Below are 17362 nucleotides of genomic sequence, written 5' to 3'. Positions count from 1 at the left end.
ATCAGCCCTCCTTCTTCTTTTTAACGAACGTGGAGACTTCGACGCGCGCGCGGACTTCGCCGGGGACGCGCGAATTTCCGCGCAGGTCGATGCGTTTGATGACCACGGGTTCTCCACTTCTTTCGATGACTTCCAGAAACTTCATTAGATCATTGATTTGAGTCGCGCGGATATCGACCCGAACCTTATTCTCAAAGAGCATGGGCTGTGATTTGTCCGACGAGCTGCCGCCCAGCGGGATCTCCTCGGTGTCGTAGCTATTCGGGCTGACGCCGGCCTCGGTGGCGCGCGCCGCCATAAAACCGGTGAGCTTCACCGGGTTGTCGGTCAGCACTTCTTCGGTGAATAACGACGCGAGCGTATTCTTGTCGGTCGGCGCCTGCTTTTTGAGGTAAACTGGCCCGGCGACCGCCAACAGATCCAGCGACTTTTGATACTCGCGGGTCTGGTCCTCAATGCTGCCCAGGGAGCGGCTAAAGAGCCCGCTGATAACCACCATCACCAGGATTGGCATAATGATCGCCATCGCCGCGAGCATCTTCTTCTCGCGCGCGCTCAGGGCGTCGAATTTATCGCTTAGTGTTTCTTTAGCCATCAGGAGCACTCGCTTGAAACGTGCAGGTGAAAATCAACTTCGGTGTCGCTTTTGATCTTAAGCTCGCCTTCCTGGCGAACGCTCTGGACGCAATCAACGGCGCGCAGATTATCGATCAACTGCTCCACGGATTGAGGGCTCGTGGTTTCGCCGTAAAGCTGGGCGATATTGCGGTCCACGTCGGTCTCAACGCGGTCGAAGGTGACGTTGAGGTCTGCGGGGATATTCGAGGCGAGTTTAAAATACAACTCGTAGGCGCTGGCGCGCGGGACGAATCCCTTCCCGGAGGTCTCCTCACCGCTCAGGCGCGCCTGGATCACGGAGTTGCTATAAATCGGCTCGCCAAAGAGCTTGGTGGTCTGCTCGGTCAGGGCGTTGCGCATGGCATCGCGCTGGGCTTCCAATTGGATCTTCTGGGCCCACAACATGCCCATCAGCAACAAGAAGAGCACCGCCGCAGCCCCCGCATATTTGAAGATCTGCGAGCGCAGGTAACTGGACTTGCCGCGGTACGCGAATTCCTGGCGGCGCAGGTTGATCGAGCGATCTTCGTCGCGCCCGTCGATCTGCTGGAGCGCCGCCGACGTGGCCAGCGTGAGCTTTAGTTGGGCCGGCAGGGTGTCGACGGTTTCGCTGAATCCGGAAATATTGTCCGTCGGAAGATGCGACACCGGCACGCCGAACTCTTGCTCCAAATACTCGGGCAAGCCGCTTAGCAGGCTGGTTCCGCCGCAGATATAGACCGCGTCGATCTTCGTTTGCGTGCGGTTATACAGCGATTGGAAGGTGCGCCGGATATCGCGAATCAGCGGGCGCGTGGCGTCGCTCAAACACTCGCTCAGGGCGACGCTCGCCTCATTGCGCGCGTCGCTCGAAGCCCCGGCGGCGCCCAGGATGACCCCGCGGATCTCCTTGAGGTGCTCGGCCTGCTCGTAGCTCGACTTAAAGCGCGCGGCGATCGCATCGGTCAGCTGCTCGCCACCAAATTGAATCGAGCGCGCGACGACCGGGTCGTATTTTTCGAGCACGAGCACGCGGGTGTAGCGATGCCCGATGTCGATCACGGCATAGGTGGCGTCGGTGCTCGGCGCGCAGCGCTGCAGCGCGTAGGACATCAGCAACTCGGGCACGCCCAGGGTCGCCGGATTGATATGATAGGACCTAAGCTCGCCCAGGAACTCGCCGATCTGCTCACGCCGAGCAAACCCCACGAGCGCCTCGGCGGCGACCTCATCGGCCACTCCCGTATCCGAAAAACTCTCCGTGCTCAGCTTCTTTTTCGGGAAGATCTGGAAGTCGAAGATAACCTTCTCGGTGGCGACCGGCAGGCGGTCGTTGAGCATATGCGGCAGGATATTCTCGACCTTGGCGCGCTCCTCGAAGGGAAGCTCCTGGCGGATCGACATGGCCTGGTTTTCGGGCAAGAAGGTCACGATCAACGCGTCGTCGTCGATCGCGCCGCGCTCGATCAGCCGCTCAAGCGCCAGCCCCCAGGGCTTGGCGTCGTCTGCAGCTTCGGGCCTGGCGGCCCCATTGGCCGACGCGCCGTCGTCGCCGGCAGCATCTTCGCCCGCCTCACCCGGCGCGCCCTCCACGTCGTCTTTGCTGACCACGCTCGTGGGTGCGTCGTCGAAATCCTGCGCGTCGCCCGGGCCTGCTTCTTCGGGCGTCACGACACGCGGAATCGGCTCCATATCGTAGCCAATAACCCGCGGCTCTCGCCCCATCGACAAGCGGATAAGCTTGAGCGAGTGGGTGCCAAAATCCAGGCCGATGATAGTCGTACTCATTATTTTTCGCTCCAATATAAGACGCGTCCCTTCGGGATTGTCTCGCGCAACTCGCGCAGCGCCTCTTTGAGATCTTTGACCTGTTCGTCGTCGTCGATATCTTCGGTGAGCAATTTCTCGTCGGGCAAACGACGGATCGTTTTGCCAAAATCGACCACGGTTTCGATATTCGTGCGGCTCGAACCGTAGTTACCGACCGCCTTCATACGATAGATGGTCGGCGTCTGCGAGGAGACCGAGCGCATCAAACCGGTGCGGTCGTATTCGATGGTCCATTGCGGAAATTGCGGGTTAATCGGGTCAATCAACATCTGTGGGTTCTCAGAGACCATTTGCTGGTAGGACGGCGAGTAGGTCAGGAATTGGGCCATCAACGCCGGGTCCTGCTTTAAGTCGTTGATAAACAGCGGCAACTGGCTCACGCTCAAAAACGCCACGGTCTGCCCCTTGCTCGCCGAGGGCAAAAGCGAACTCTCGGTGCCGCCGACATAGGCCATCAAGACCGACATCGGGTCTGAGAAGAACTCGCGAATTCCGTCCAACGCCATCGCCATATACAGGACCTCGAGCTGCACCTGCGGGCTCTGCGTGCACAGACTATAGGCCGAGACGTTGCCGCTCTGGCTCATGCCCGGCGGAATGGTGACGTTGCGGCACAGGACCGAATAGAAGATCGGCAGGGTCGCCACGTTCAGGTTCGGCCGGCCGACCGGATAGACCGTAAATTGCTCGGCGAACGTGCGCATAAACGCTTCGGTGACGCCCGGCACCTGATAGAGCTCGGCGATATGCGTCAACTTCGCGTTTCGCGGCTTCGGCTGGTCGTCGCCGCTCTCGTAGGGGCGCATCTCGTCGCCGCCCTGGCCGCGAATGGTGCAGTCCGAGGTCAGCTCAATCGCGGTGGTGTTCAGGTCAATAAAGTCGATGATGCGCGACAAGACCAGCGCCCGGCTCAGGGTCTCGCCGTTCTTATCCTTCTGCTCAAAGATCGGGTCAAACGCCGGGTCGACGACCATCGAGCAGAGCTGCTGCAGGTCCTTCTCGTTGACCTCTTCGACCGCGAATTGGTTTAAGTTGACCTTCCCCTCTTCGGGGATGACCTCTACGGTAAAGTCACCGGCGAACTCCCCAAAGCCCTCCACGCCCCACTCGGTCAGGTTGACCCCGCCGACCGGGCTCTGCAATTTGCCCGAGCTAAACGTCTGCATCAGCAGGGGCACGTATTGGTAGAGCTGGAAGTTGCTTCGGCGCACCGCCCGGCTGATCAGCTGGGCCATCTCGTCGGAGTCCTGCCCGCGGCCCGCCTCGGTCGACTCGCTCTGCAGCGCGAATTGGAAGGACACGAGCAATTGGCTCAAATTCACCGCCGAGCGCGCCAGATAATAACTGCGCAATTTATCCGCGCTGTTGACCGACAGGTTCAGGTTGACCCGCGTGGAATACGCGAACTCGACCACGGCGGCCGACAGCACCGTCACGGTGATGAGCGTGAGCATCAACGCGATGCCGCGCGGGCGCGACGCGGCCCCGGGGGTGCGCCGAAATAGGCCGCCGGCCGGGCGGTCCACGGCGTCGATGACGCGGCGCGTCGCGTGGGCCAGCGCGTTTGTTTTTCGGTCGCGTTTCATCACAGCTCGAGCACCTCCGTGATCGCGATCTCAGTCTGCAGGGTGAAGTGCTCATCCGGCCCGCGCGGGTCCGTCGACGGCAGCGTAATCTTGATGCGCACGCGCGGGGGCAACCGGCCCGAGAACTCCTCGCGGGTCGTGTCCCAGGTGCGAATCCAACGGCCTTCTTTGACCATCTCTTCCATCGTGCCAACCTTCACTGGCCCGGTGTCCCAATACTCAAACTCAACCTTTTTGACGTTCGGGATCATCATATAGATCTGGCCGCCCTTGGTGATGTCGTCGTCGACCGTGGTGCCCTCGCGGCGCATCAGGGCGTCGTACCAATCGCCCTGGTCGTCGCGGCGGCGCTCCACGAAATACCCGATCTCGGCGTGCTCACTGGCCGGCTCCCCGGCCAGGGTGCGTATATGGGCTAAAGACGTGAAGTTTAAGGAGTTTTCTCGCCCGATCATGCCAAACTGAACCGGCTCGCTGAGCTGGCGATTCGCGCCCGACTCGATCTGCTCGCGCAGCGCGTCGCCCTCTTTGCCCGGCAGCGGCTCGCCGCCGTTTGCCGGCCCCGCCACATAGGCGGTCGCGATCTCGCGCGAGATGCGGTTCATCCCCACGCGCATGATCTGATAGCGCTCAAACCGCTTGTCCATATAGTCGCGAGTCTCAAACATCGCGCCGATGCTCACCCACATCACGCCGGTGATCGCCGCCATGATCGACACGGCGAGGAGCACCTCGATCAGCGTAAAACCCGCCTGCCAGGTGCGCGCGCCGCGCAGCATCTTCCCGCACGTATATTGGGTCGGCGCAAAGAGGCTCATCGCCCGCCCCCCATATCCAGATCGGCCGCAGGACCGGCGTCCTCGCCGGTGCCGAAGAGGTCGAAGGCGGCCGAGTCCTGGTCGACGATATATTGGCTCAGGTTGAGGGTCTGCTCCTCATTGGCGAACTCATAGTGCACCTTCAGGCGCACGCGTCGGGTTTTTCGGCCGATATGGTTGATCATCATCGGCACCAGCGACACCAGCATGGGCAATTTGCTGCTGAACGCCGCGTTGCCCTTGAGCGCGCCCTGGGCTTCCTCGCCACCGAAGAGCTGCGAGTTGACCTGCCCGAGCAGCTCATCTTTGACCTCTTCGGGGATCTCGACCGGGTCCACGCGCGCCTCCCAGGTAATATTGGGATAGCCCTCTTCGCGGAAGTCGCCGCTGTATTCCTCGATATCGTCGGACATCCCCTCTTCGATGATCTCGTATTCCAGGTCGATCATCTTCGTGCGCGCAAGCTCACTGACCCGGGTCAGCGTATTCGCGTAGATGGCCTGCTGGCCGCTATTGGCCATGGTGCCCATGAGCACCGTCATCACGCTGGCCAAGATCGCCAGCGCGATGAGCACCTCAAGCAGGGTAAAGCCGGCGTCTGCGCGACGCGCCGACGGTTTGGAGCCCGATCGGGGCGCGTATTTAGTCATCGCTCTCTCCCTGGTCGAGCCGTTCTCGGTCCTCGATGAGGCGGCTATAGATCTTGATGCGCCCGGTTAAGGGCTCGTTGATAACCGAATAAAACGCGCCGTGCTCATCTTTAAGCACGATGATCACGGGCTCCTGAAATCCGTCGGGGAAGAAACTCACCGCCACCTGACCGTCGGTGATCGGCTGGTTCTGACGCGTGGTCAGCACCTGGTAAATCTCGATGCCGTCGTGGAAATTCTTGGCGTCGATCGCCGCGCTCTCGGCCCGGGCAAAGTTCGTGGGGCGGGTGATGCCGAAGGGGTCGGTGTCAAAACCCATCGCCTCGCTATCTTCTTCCCCGCGGCTCTCCGCGCGCTGCTGGCGCTCCCGGCGCAGCTCACCGGCGTCCGACAACTCCTTGACCACCGCCGCGTCGCTGACCTCGGTCCAATAGGTATTCTCGTCGAGGTCCAGGACCAGTCGATAATTGACCTGCTCAACCGCCGCGCGCGACCAGGTATATTGCATCACCGAGGTCAGGCGCATCGCCTCATCGCGAAGATCCGCGGCCGTCACCATATTGAGCCCGTAGATCGCCGCCCCCATCATGCCCGCAGCGATCGCCAGGACCACCAGCATCTCGACGAGGGTAAACCCTCGAGATGTGGCGGCCGGCGCTCGATTTTGGGGCAACGATGTCACTTATAATACTCCCTAAGTACTCGGGGGACGGCGAGCGCAGCGATTATTCTTTTATTCTTTGGCCTTGCTGCTGATATCGTCTTCGGTGCCTTCGGTCAGGTCCGGCCCGGCGCTGATGATCTCGAACTCACGCCCGCCCAGCTTTTTGTAGATATACGGCGTCCCCCACGGGTCCGGCTTGATGCTCTCGGCCAGGCGTTTTTTGGTCGCCAGGTCCTCCAGGCTATCGGGCAGGGAGTGCGGGTCGGTGGTCAGGTAGTAGGTGTTGACCAATTGCTCGTAGTTACCGATCTGAATGATGGCCTCCTTCTTGTTGGCCTCGTCCAGCGCGCCGAAGACGAAGAAGCCAACCACGCCCATGATCGACGCCATAATCGTGACGACGATCATGATCTCGACGAGGGTCATGCCCTTCGTATTGCGGATCACGTCGGCCATGCGCGGGCGCGCGGCCAGGCGGCCTTCGAGGGTGTTCAGGTCCTGAGTCTCGGTGTTCTGCGGGGTCATATGCGTCATAGGATTGGCTCCATTTATGGGTGAACGATTGAAAGTTTGAGTGCGATTTTCAGGGTGCGTCTGCGCGGACATTGTCGGTTATCCGATATTCTGGTTGAGCTGCAAAATCGGGAGCATGACGGCGAAGACGATGGACGCAACGCCGCCGCCCATCAGCACGATCATCAGGGGCTCCAGGATGGTCGTGAGCGCCTGCACGCGCATATCGACCTGCTGATTATAGGCGATGGCCACGTTGTCGAGCATCTCCTCGAGCTGGCCGCTGCGCTCGCCGACCGCGATCATATGGGTCACCAGCGGCGGGAATTCGCCCGAGCGCTTCAGCGGCTGGGCGATGGACTCGCCCTCTCGAATATTGACGCGCGCGTCCTCGATAACTTCAATCAGCCGGGTGTTGCCCAGGATGTTTTTGACGATATCGAGCGCGGTCAAAAGCGGCACGCCACTGCTCAGCAGCGTGCCCAGCGTGCGGGCAAAACGCGCGATAGCGATCATGCGCACCAGGGGCCCAAAGATCGGCACCTTCAGCACAAAGCGGTCCCACTTTTCCCGGCCATCCTTGGTGCCCTTCCAATGCATGAAGCCGTAGACCGCGGCGCCCATCAGCGGGAAGATGATGAACCAGAAATTCGAGAAGAGATAACTCACGTCCAGCAGGCGCTGGGTGATCCAGGGAAGCGCGGCGCCCTGGTCCTCGAAGATCCGGGTGATCTTGGGGATCACGAAGATAAAGAGCAGGCTCATAATCGCCACGCCGACCACCGACATGATGATCGGGTAGACCATGGCGCCGATGATCTTGCCGCGCAATTCGAGCTGGGCTTCCAGGAACTCGGTCAGACGCTCCAAGACCACGTCCAGGTTGCCCGAGCTTTCGCCGGCGCGCACCATATTGACGTAGAGATTATTAAAATATTTCGGGTGGTCGGCCAGCGCTTTGGCCAGGCTCGACCCCTCGTTGACCTTCTGGCGCACTTCGCTCAAGACGCGCTTAAGCTCCTCTTTGTCGGCCTGGTCACTCAGGGCGTTGAGGGACTCGACCAGCGGGATGCCCGCGCGGGTGAGCGTGGCGAGTTGGCGGGTGAGGATGGAGATATCCCGAATCCCCACCCGCTCGAACATCTTCTTGAAGTCGACGTCGCCGTCGCGCTTCTCGCCGGCGCCGGCCTTGCCCTCCCAAACGTCGGTGACATAGATGCCCTTACCCTGCAGATGCTGGCGCAACGCTCCCTTGGTGTCAGCGTTGTGGATACCTTTGACGCTCTTTCCAGCGGCGTCCAGGCCTTTGTATTCGTACACGGGCATCGGTATTAAGCCATCCTTCGGGGGACAAGAACTCTGTCTAGATACGTGCGATAAAGCGGCACTCGCCGCCTAATCAAATCGCTTCTTCTTCCGGGTCATCTTCCTGGGTGACGCGCAACACCTCTTCGATGCTGGTCATCCCGGCGAGCACCTTGATCGCGCCGTCTTCGCGCATGGTGCGCATGCCCTGGGCGCAGGCTTCGCGCTTGATATTGGAGGCGTCCGCCCGGTTCATGACCAGGTTTCGCACCGAGTCCTGCACGTGCAGGATCTCGTGGATACCGCTTCGGCCCCGGTAGCCCAGCCCCAGACAATGCTCGCAGCCGCCGTCGCGCGCGCGGTACACATGCCCGCCGGCCTCGGCCAACATCTGCGCGCTGATGCCCATCTCGTCGAGCACCGTATCGGTCGGGGTATAGGGCTCCTTGCACTCCGAGCACAGCCGCCGGATCAGGCGCTGGGCGAGCGAGGCGATGACCGTCGAGCTGACCAGGAAGGGCTCCACGCCCATGTCGGTCAGGCGCGTAAACGCACTCGCTGCGTCGTTGGTATGCAAGGTCGAGAACACAAGGTGACCGGTGAGGGAGGCCTGAATCGCCATCTCAGCGGTCTCAAGGTCACGAATCTCACCGACCATGATGACGTCGGGGTCGTGGCGCAGGTAGCTGCGCAGGCCGGTCGCGAAATTAAGCTTAATCTTGGCGTTGACCTGCATCTGACTGATGCCCTCGAGCTGGTACTCGACCGGGTCTTCGATGGTCAGAATATTCTTATCCGGCTGGTTGATCTCGGTGAGCGCCGAATACAGCGTGGTCGTCTTACCGGAGCCGGTCGGGCCGGTGACCAGGATGATGCCGTTGGGGCGGTGGACCAGCTTCAGCAGAAGCTCCTGGTTCTCGGGGGACAGGCCGATATCGCGCACATCCAGCAGCACCGCGGACTTATCCAGCAGTCGCATCGTGATGCGCTCGCCGTGAATCGCCGGGGCGGTCGCCACACGAATATCGATATCTTTACCGGCCATCTTAATGCGAATACGCCCGTCCTGGGGCAGGCGTTTTTCGGCGATGTCCAACCCCGCCATAATCTTAATGCGGGTGAGGATCGACGACATAAATCGGCGCGGCGGGTGGGCGATTTCTTTGAGCACACCGTCGATGCGAAAGCGCACCGTGAGCTCTTTTTCGCCCGGCTCCACGTGGATATCACTGGCGCGCTCGCGCACCGCCTGCACGAAGAGGCTATTGACGAAACGAATGACCGGGGCCTCGTCGTCATCGGCGGCGTCGAGCAGGTCGTTGATGTCGATGCTGGCGTCATCACCCTGCGGGCTTTCGGCCTCGTCGAGCTCATCCAGACCGCCGCCTAGCTGGCGGTTCTTGCGGTCAAAGACGTTGTTGATCGCGTCCATCAGCGGGGTGGTCGGGACCACCACCGGCAGCACTTCTTTGCCCGTCAAAAAGCGGATCTGGTCGAGGGCCTCGACGTGCAGCGGGTTATCCGTGCCGACCAGGACCATATTATTGCGCACGCCAAAGGGCAGCACGCGGTGCTCGCGCGCGTAGCCCAGCTGCAACTTCTCGAGCAGCGCCAGGTCGATGGCCTCCGACTCGATGCCCGGCTCATAGGGGTAGTCGAGCTGGGTGGCCAGCGCCTCCATGACCTGGGCCTCGGTGGCGGCTTCCATCGCGATGAGGACCTGGCCGATGAGGCCGCCCTTCTCGCGCTGCTGGCCGAGGGCCTTTTCGAGCTGCGCCGGGGTAATATGCCCCCAGCGCATCAGGATATCTCCGATTTTTTGACGGTTATACATATTACGGTTGCTCCGGGTTGCCCTGGGAGTCGTCGTTCGCGTTTGATTTCGGCTGGCCCGCTTTGCCCTGGCTGCCCAGGATCTGATAGCGCGGCCCCTGGTTCTCAAAGGCGGCAGCGGCGGCCTCGCGGGCCGCGGCGTTGAGCTGCGCCTCGCGAAGCGTGCTGCGCATGCGGTCCACAAGCCCGGTCTTCTTCTGGAAGTTGACGTTGCGGATATAATCCTTGCTGTCGATCTTGAGCAGCTTGGACAGCTCTTTTCGCTCTTCCATCTTGCGGTCGTAAATCTTCTGAATGTCGGATTTACTCTCGATAATATACGGCGTGAGCATCAGCACGAGGTTCTGTTTGACCTTGCGCGTGCCGGTGTCGCGGAAGAGGAACCCGAGCAGCGGTATGTCGCCCAAAAACGGCACTTTCGTGACGGTCTTGGTCTCGCTCTCTTTCATCAGGCCGCCCAACACGACGGTGGCCTGGTCCTCGACCAACACGACCGTCTTGATGCTGCGCTTGGTGCGCGTAGGGGTCGGGTTGCTCTCGGTCGAGGCGCCCTTAAGGTCACTGACCTCCTGGTCGATCTCGAGGCGCACATACGAGCTCTCGTTGATCTGCGGCAAGATGCGCAGCGTGATACCGACGTCCTCGTATTGCACCGGCGAGATAAGCCCGCCGAGTCCGCCCAGGGCGCCGAGTCCGGCCGCGCCGGAGCTTCCGCCCGCGAGCCCGGCCAACCCGCTCAGTCCGCTCAACCCACTGGCGATGCCGGTGACGAAGGGGACGCGGTCGGCGACCACGATCTCGGCTTCCTCGTTATCCATCGTCATCACAGCCGGCGCCGACAGCAGGTTCACCGCGCTGTCGGTCTGGGTCGCCATGAGCGTCAGCGCGAACGCGGGCAGCGAAATCTCGGTGCCTGGGATCGTGGCGATCGGCCCGATAAGCCCGATGGTGCCGCCGAGCGCCCCGCCGAAGAGCGAGGCCAGACCCTTGAAGTTGCTCTGCCCGATAATGCCGCCCTGGGTATTATCGATCAGCCCGGACTCCTGGGCGGAGTCGGGGATAATGCCGTCATAATCCTTGCCGCTCACCGCGCTAAAGCCCATGCCCAACTTCGAGTTGGTGTCCATGGCGATCTCGAGGATGACGGCTTCGACATAGACCTGCTTGCGCGGGCGGTCGAGGCGGTCGATCACGCTCTCAAGCGCGACGAAATCCTTGGGCGCGGCGGTGACGATCAGCGCGTTATTGGGCGTGTAGGCGGTGATCTGGACTTCGCCGTCGAGCAGCGCGGCGACCTGGTTGGTCGGCGCGGGTGCCGGGGCGCGGCCACGACGCGTGGTTTGCTGCCGGTTGCTGCCGGAGCTAAGCCCCGACAGCGCCGACGCGATCTCTTCGGCGGCGGCATATTCCAGGAATTTCACGTGCACCTGGCCGCCCACGGCGGTCGGCACGTCGAGCAGCTCGATCATCGACTTGATCTGGCCGAAGTCGCGCGGGTTCGCCAGGATGATCAGCTTATTGGTGCGCTCGTCGGCGATGATCTGCGAGATCTGGACGTTCAGGTCGCTGCCGGAGTCGCCTTTTTTGGCGGCCGCGGCTTTGCGCTGGGCGGCGGTTTGATTCTTATCGCCGGCGCCGAAAATCTCGGTCAGCTTCGCCTGAATATCGGCGGCCTCGGCATATTGGACCTCATAGACATGAACCTGCTCCTGGGCCTCGTCGAGGTCCAGGCGCTTGATCAGGTCACGGATGCGCGTGAGGTTCGAGGCGTTCTCGGTGATGATCAGGCTTGAGCCGTAGGGGATGATCGTCGCCGAGCTGCTGACGAATTTGCTGATGATCCCCTGCATCTCTTCGGGCGAGCTATTCTCGACCGGCACGATCGCCGTGACCATGCGCTGCAGGTTCGGCAGCCGCTCGCCCTCCCCATAGGTGGGGCTGGGCTCGGAGATGGCCTTCTTGGAGTCGATGATCTTGGTGAATTGCCCAAAGGGCACCAGGGTCAACCCGTTCATCTCGAGCGCCGCGACGAACGCGCGATACGCCTCCGCCAGCGAGACCTCCTCCGGCGAGATGATCGTGATGGTCTTATTCGCCTGCAGATTATCCGCGATGATGAAGTTCTTATTCATCGCGGCCGCGAAGAATTTCACCACCTCGGCGAGCTGCGCCTGGCGAAAGTCGAGGGTCACGCGAGTATTTCGCGGCGTGCGCTTGGGGCGATAATTCGTGTCGAAATTCGCCGGCAAATTGAAGCGCTCGTCCGGGCTGACGTTATCGGGCGTGATAACCGTCTCGCCGCTGGAGCGCGCAGGCTTGGGCGCCGCCGCCGGGGCCTCCTTCTCCGCCTCGTTTGTCGCCGGAGCGTCCCGCTCAATCACGCCGGGCTTATTTTCCTGGGCGGCCGCCTCGCTGGGAACCAAAGCCCCGGCAAAGAGGGTCGCACCCATCAATAATGCCGCGCAAAAATGGGGCGTGATGCGCCGCGGCAAGAACAGAGGCGCGCGTCGGCGAGGGGAAGAAATCTGGAGTTGTCGTTGCGTCGGAATCATCAACTACGTCTCAATAAAAGGCGGAACTGAAGGTGAATATCGAAAAAACTCAATGTATTTTATATTGCATGCGCTTTTTTTGGCCGCGCCGCTCAATCTCAACGGTCACTTCACCGCTGGATTTAAATTGCTCGAAGAGGTCCATGGCCTGACTGGTCGTGTCGATCTTCTTACCGTTGACCGACTGCAGCACGTCGCCGCTCTGGATGCCCAATTGCGAGTACACGCTATTGGGGCTCAGCCCGACCAACTTCAGGCCGTCGCGCTTGCCGTCTTTGAAGTTCGGGGCGATGCGCCCCTGCTCGGCGAGCGCCTTGGGGTCGTTGAGCTGCTTGTCGAGCGCACCACGCTTAAGCTCGTACTGGTTATCGCTGACCTTTTTGACCGCGCCCTGGGTCGCGCTGTTGACCCGCGGCGCCTTGCCCAGTGTAGGCGCGAGCGCCTTGGCGGCTGCCCGAGGGCGCGTGACCCCCGAGGTCCGCGTGGCGCTGGTGGGCGCGCCCCCCAGCGTCTGGTTCATCAGCATATATTCGGTACGCCCGCCCCGCGATAAGAGGATGCGGTCTCGGCGAATCTCGATGATCTCGATGGTGCCCTGAATAAAATCACCGGTGCTCATAATCATGGTCGCGTCGGATGACTCATCGCGAAGCAGCGCCATGGAAAACTCGGGATTACTGGCGACCATCGCGCCCATCAATTGCATATTGAGGTCGCTCAGGGTCGGCAGCCCCGAATCGACGGCCTGGTCCTGAACGGGAAGACACTGACCCGCCTGGCATTCTTGGCCATCGGGGCAGCCGCCCGGGCACTCCTCGACGGGCGCGTTATCTTCGCACCCAAACAAGCAGAGCTTCGCGATCGTGCGGTCCCAATCCTTGGACTGCGAGGCGCGCGCGGGCCGCGGGGCAACCTGCTGCATCTCGGGCAGCTCAGGAACCGTGAACGGGGCGAGCTGGCTTGCCAGGATATTATTGGCCGTGAGCGCCAGAAGCAGCGCCCCCACACCAATCACCCCGAGCATCAGCGCCCACCCATATTTTCGAAGGAAATTCTCCATAGAACCTTATCTTGGCGTGCCCGAATCAAATTCTCCGGGGCTTAATATCATTCTTTTGTCGAGCGTCGAGCTTTTATCGAGCGTTGAGCCGCCTGCGGCGATTCAAATCGCCCGTCGAAATCCGGGCCCACCTTCCTAGTTTGGAATACCCAACGAAGCAATGCGGCAAACATCAGATATCTCGACTTCATTCCATGGCAGCGAACGAAGAAGCCCCAGAGGGTGCGCTAGACCCGACACCTCAGCGCGCACCATACAATAGTGCAAGTTCCATACCACGAAACGACACCGGCTAGAGGCGACCTCAGGGGACCCAGAAACCCCGTGTGTTATAATATTATGACATTTTGTCAAACCGCCCGCGTTTTAGCCGAGGCTTGTGACATTTTGTCAATCACCTCAAGACACTAAAAAAATCGAACCTGCGCCCCGTCCTTCGCGACAGTCCAGTCATCCTCGACGCCCCTGCGATCCTAAAAATTACACGAAATTAGGCAATCCTATTTGTGATTTAACGCCACCCTCGGTAGGCTTGCCATCCAAGCAAATGATGCGATTCGACAAAGCTTATATCGAGCGTGACCACCTAGACACTGATAGACCCAACTGGAACGAAATCCCATGAATCCATTTAAGCGTTCGAAACTCGTAGCCGCGGCCACAGCCCTGATGCTTGGTGGTCTTTTGAGTGGATGTGGCGACGCGGCAAGAGTCACGACAAATGTCGGGCCCAGCGCAAACCAGGGCGAGAACAACGGCTCTGGTACCAATAACGGCTCTGGTACCAATAACGGCTCTGGCACCAATAACGGCTCTGGCACCAATAACGGCACTGGCACCAATAACGGCACTGGCACCAACAACGGCACTGGCACCAATAACGGCACCGGCACCAATAACGGCTCCGGCACCAATAACGGCTCCGGCACCAATAACGGCTCCGGCACCAACAACGGCTCTGGTACCAATAACGGCTCTGGCACCAATAACGGCTCTGGTACCAATAACGGCACCGGCACCAATAACAGCACCGGCACCAATAACGGCACCGGCACCAATAACGGCACCGGCACCAACAACGGCACCGGCTCCAATAACGGCACTGGCTCCAACAACGGCACTGGCTCCAACAACGGCACTGGCACCAACAACGGCACTGGCTCCAACAACGGCACTGGCTCCAACAACGGCACCGGCACCAACAACGGCACTGGCACCAACAACGGCACTGGCACCAACAACGGCACTGGCACCAACAACGGCTCCGGCGGCGGCGATGAGTGCGTCTTCCAATCGGAGTACGGAACTTTCAACCTTGATGGGTTTTATTTCGAGATCGATGGGCAGGGATGGACCCGCGAGGTCACCTTCTTCGCCGGCATGCTCCCGCAGAATGAACGGGTCGCCCTGGGTCTCTATGTCGAGGAATACTGGCTGCGGACGGGAGCGGACGTCGGAACCTACCATATCGGGCCCAATGGCTGGCTCTATAAGACGTTCATCCAAGACTTCCCCGAAGAGGGCGAGAAATGGTACGCCGACCCCATTTGCCGCAATAAATGCGTGCAGCTCATCTGCGATCTCCCGGACGAGCCGGGCTCGGACATCGATCTAAATATCGAAGGCACCGCGAAGACCGGCACCGTTCAAATCACATCTTTCGGCAACTCGTTTAGCGGCATCGTTCGCGATGCGACGTTTATTTTCCCCGATGGCCTGCCGAACTCCCATATCACCCGGGTAGACTTCAACGGGACCTATGTTGAGCGGCCCGACTTCTAAGCAGGCCATCTTAAGAGTGGTCAACGAGCGCCGAATAAGAAACGGGCTGCCAAATCAAATTGGCAGCCCGTTTCTTATTCGGCTCGGCACCCAACGCCCGCTACGCTCGCCGGCGCAGCTCGTCGATGCCGTCTTCGAGCCCCTGCATCGTGAACGGATACATCGCAAAGAGCTTGCCGATGGCCTGGGTGGTCCAACTGCCCCACCACTCCGGGCGGTCCGGGTTGAGCCAGACGGTGCGCGGGATGGTCTCGCGCAGAAGCTGCAAATAATCGAAGCCGGGGCGCTCATTATAATGCCAATAATCGACCGAGCCGCCCCGCTGGGTCAGCTCGCTGGGGGCCATCGCCGCGTCGCCCACCACGATGCATCGCCAGGAGGAGTCCAGGTTCCGAAAGACCTGCTCGGTCGGCTCCCCGTCGCGGCGCTCCATATCGTTAAAGAGCGTCTCGTAGAAGCAATTATGGAAATAATAGCTCTTAAAGCTCTTAAAATGACTGGCCTGGTGGGCCGCCGAAAAGAGCCGCGAGGTCAGCCGGCTGTAGGGGTCCATCGAGCCGCCGACGTCGCACAACAGCAGCAATTTGACGTTGTTTTCGCGCGGCGCCCGAAACACCAGCTCGATGTCGCCGGCGTTTTTGGCCGTCTGGTCGATGGTCCCGTCGAGGTCGAGGATCTGGCGGCTGCTGTCGCGGGTAAGCTGGCGCAGCCGCCGCAGCGCCATGCCGATGTCGCGCACGTCGAGGGTGAGGTCCTTTCGCAGGTTGCGAAACCGCCGCTCACTCGCAACCTGGACGGCCGAGCGATTTCGCCCGGTGCCACCCACGCGCACGCCGGGGGTCGGCGCGCCGCTGTGGCCGAAGGGACTTCGCCCGCCCGTGCCGATCCAATGGCTGCCGCCATCGTGGCGCTCGTCCTGCTCGCGCAGGCGTTTCTCGAATTCTTCGCGCAGCTCATCGAGGCCCAATTCTTTGAGCTTTGCCAGCTCCTCGGGGCTGAGCTGCGGCGGCGCCTTGGGGTCTTCGAGCCATTTGAGGATCTCGTCGTGCAGCCCGTCAAAGAACGAATCTTGGAAGACATCGAGCAGCGCCGGGTTGACCTCGGCGTCCTTAAAGAACTCCGCGAACGCCTGGTCGTAGATATCGTAATGCTCGGGGCGCTTGACCAGAATGCTGCGCGCCACCTGATAAAAATGGCTCAGGCTCTCGCGCGCCAACCCGGCCTCCAGCGCCTGGAGCAGCGTCAGAAACTCGGTGGTGCTCACCGGCAGGCCGCGGGCGCGCAGATAATAGAAGAACGAGATAAACATCAATATTGTCCCAGGTCTTCTTCGCGCTTGAGCAGCACGCCCAAAAACGGAATCTCGCGCGCGAGCGTGTCGGCCGAGATGCCCGCGGCGATCAGCGCGCCGATCCAGTCGACCAGCTCACTGGTCGACGGTTTTTTGCGCACCGCCGGGTTGTTGCGCAGCGCGTAGAAGCGGCGCAAGCACATCTGCGCGAGCTTTTTATCGATGTAGGGGTGATGCACGTCGACGATCTGCGCCATCATCTCGGGGCTGGGGAAGTCGATATAATGGAAGATGCAGCGGCGCAAAAACGCGTCGGGCAGCTCCTTTTCGGCGTTGGACGTGATGATCACAACCGGGCGGTTTTTGGCCTCGACGAGCTGCTGGGTCTCCGCGACCTCGAAGCTCATGCGGTCCAACTCGTGGAGCAAGTCGTTGGGGAATTCCATATCTGCTTTGTCGATTTCATCGATGAGCAGCACGCTTCGCTCGGGGCTGGTGAACGACTTCCCGACCGCGCCCAGCTTGATATATTGGGCGATATCGCCGACATCGGCCCCGCCGAAGCGACTGTCATTGAGGCGCTGAACGGTGTCATAGACATAAAGTCCCTCCTGCGCTTTGGTCGTCGATTTGATATGCCAATGAAATAGCTCGGCGCCCAGGGCTTCGGCCACGGTGTGGGCGAGCAGGGTCTTGCCGGTGCCGGGCTCGCCGCGGATCAGCAGCGGCTTTTGAAGCGCGACCGCCACATTCACCACATCGCGAAGCTCCGGGCTTGTGATATAGGAGGCGGTGCCGCGAAATTGCTCGAAGCTCGAAGGCGTTTGGGTCGTATTCATAAGTCGTCGGTTTGGGCAAAAGAAGGGACAATCTAAAGTCGG

General features: G+C 60.8%; 14 protein-coding genes. All 14 read right to left on the bottom strand.

What is annotated here, in order from left to right; genetic code table 11:
* Position 1: 1 nt before the first annotated feature.
* Positions 2-595, bottom strand: a complete 594-nt coding sequence (locus DN745_RS00515) for a hypothetical protein (RefSeq protein ID WP_111331143.1) — start codon at positions 593-595, stop codon at positions 2-4.
* A complete protein-coding gene (pilM, locus tag DN745_RS00510; protein WP_111331141.1) occupies positions 595-2385 on the bottom strand; it encodes a pilus assembly protein PilM in 1791 nt (596 codons plus the stop codon). The genes DN745_RS00515 and pilM overlap by 1 nt, the downstream gene beginning before the upstream one ends.
* A complete protein-coding gene (locus DN745_RS00505; RefSeq protein ID WP_111331139.1) occupies positions 2385-4013 on the bottom strand; it encodes a type II secretion system protein GspK in 1629 nt (542 codons plus the stop codon). Before DN745_RS00505 ends, pilM begins: the two co-directional genes overlap by 1 nt.
* Positions 4013-4831, bottom strand: coding sequence for a type II secretion system protein GspJ (locus DN745_RS00500; protein WP_111331137.1), 819 nt, complete (start codon positions 4829-4831; stop codon positions 4013-4015). Before DN745_RS00500 ends, DN745_RS00505 begins: the two co-directional genes overlap by 1 nt.
* Positions 4828-5481, bottom strand: a complete 654-nt coding sequence (locus DN745_RS00495; RefSeq protein ID WP_111331135.1) for a type IV pilus modification PilV family protein — start codon at positions 5479-5481, stop codon at positions 4828-4830. The genes DN745_RS00500 and DN745_RS00495 overlap by 4 nt, the downstream gene beginning before the upstream one ends.
* Positions 5474-6163 carry a prepilin-type N-terminal cleavage/methylation domain-containing protein gene (locus tag DN745_RS00490; RefSeq protein WP_111331133.1) on the bottom strand — a complete coding sequence of 230 codons (690 nt, stop codon included), beginning with the start codon at positions 6161-6163 and terminating at the stop codon, positions 5474-5476. Before DN745_RS00490 ends, DN745_RS00495 begins: the two co-directional genes overlap by 8 nt.
* Before the next feature lie 51 nt (positions 6164-6214).
* The gene (locus tag DN745_RS00485) at positions 6215-6679 is read right to left on the bottom strand and encodes a type II secretion system protein GspG (RefSeq protein WP_162687365.1); all 465 of its coding nucleotides are present in this window, start codon (positions 6677-6679) and stop codon (positions 6215-6217) included.
* Between the two features lie 78 nt (positions 6680-6757).
* Positions 6758-7984 (bottom strand): type II secretion system inner membrane protein GspF, encoded by a 1227-nt coding sequence (gene gspF, locus DN745_RS00480; protein ID WP_111331129.1) that lies wholly within the window; start codon positions 7982-7984, stop codon positions 6758-6760.
* Positions 7985-8057: 73 nt separating this feature from the next.
* Complete coding sequence (gspE, locus tag DN745_RS00475; protein ID WP_111331127.1) at positions 8058-9797, bottom strand: type II secretion system ATPase GspE; 1740 nt, start codon at positions 9795-9797, stop codon at positions 8058-8060.
* A gap of 1 nt (position 9798) precedes the next feature.
* A complete protein-coding gene (gene gspD / locus DN745_RS00470; protein WP_162687364.1) occupies positions 9799-12246 on the bottom strand; it encodes a type II secretion system secretin GspD in 2448 nt (815 codons plus the stop codon).
* A 151-nt stretch (positions 12247-12397) separates the two neighbouring features.
* Positions 12398-13408 carry a type II secretion system protein GspC gene (gene gspC, locus DN745_RS00465; protein WP_111331123.1) on the bottom strand — a complete coding sequence of 337 codons (1011 nt, stop codon included), beginning with the start codon at positions 13406-13408 and terminating at the stop codon, positions 12398-12400.
* A gap of 567 nt (positions 13409-13975) precedes the next feature.
* On the bottom strand, positions 13976-14875 hold the full coding sequence (locus tag DN745_RS20150; RefSeq protein ID WP_111337481.1) for a hypothetical protein: 900 nt from the start codon (positions 14873-14875) through the stop codon (positions 13976-13978).
* Between the two features lie 415 nt (positions 14876-15290).
* Entirely contained in the window at positions 15291-16499 is a 1209-nt protein-coding gene (locus DN745_RS00450; RefSeq protein ID WP_111331119.1) for a vWA domain-containing protein, read from the bottom strand.
* Entirely contained in the window at positions 16499-17320 is an 822-nt protein-coding gene (locus DN745_RS00445; RefSeq protein ID WP_111331117.1) for an AAA family ATPase, read from the bottom strand. The genes DN745_RS00450 and DN745_RS00445 overlap by 1 nt, the downstream gene beginning before the upstream one ends.
* Between the last annotated feature and the right edge of the window lie 42 nt (positions 17321-17362).

Source organism: Bradymonas sediminis, from assembly GCF_003258315.1.
Taxonomy (GTDB): domain Bacteria; phylum Myxococcota_A; class Bradymonadia; order Bradymonadales; family Bradymonadaceae; genus Bradymonas; species Bradymonas sediminis.
The sequence above is the reverse complement of the archived record's forward strand: the minus strand, read 5'-3'. Positions and strand labels throughout refer to the sequence as shown.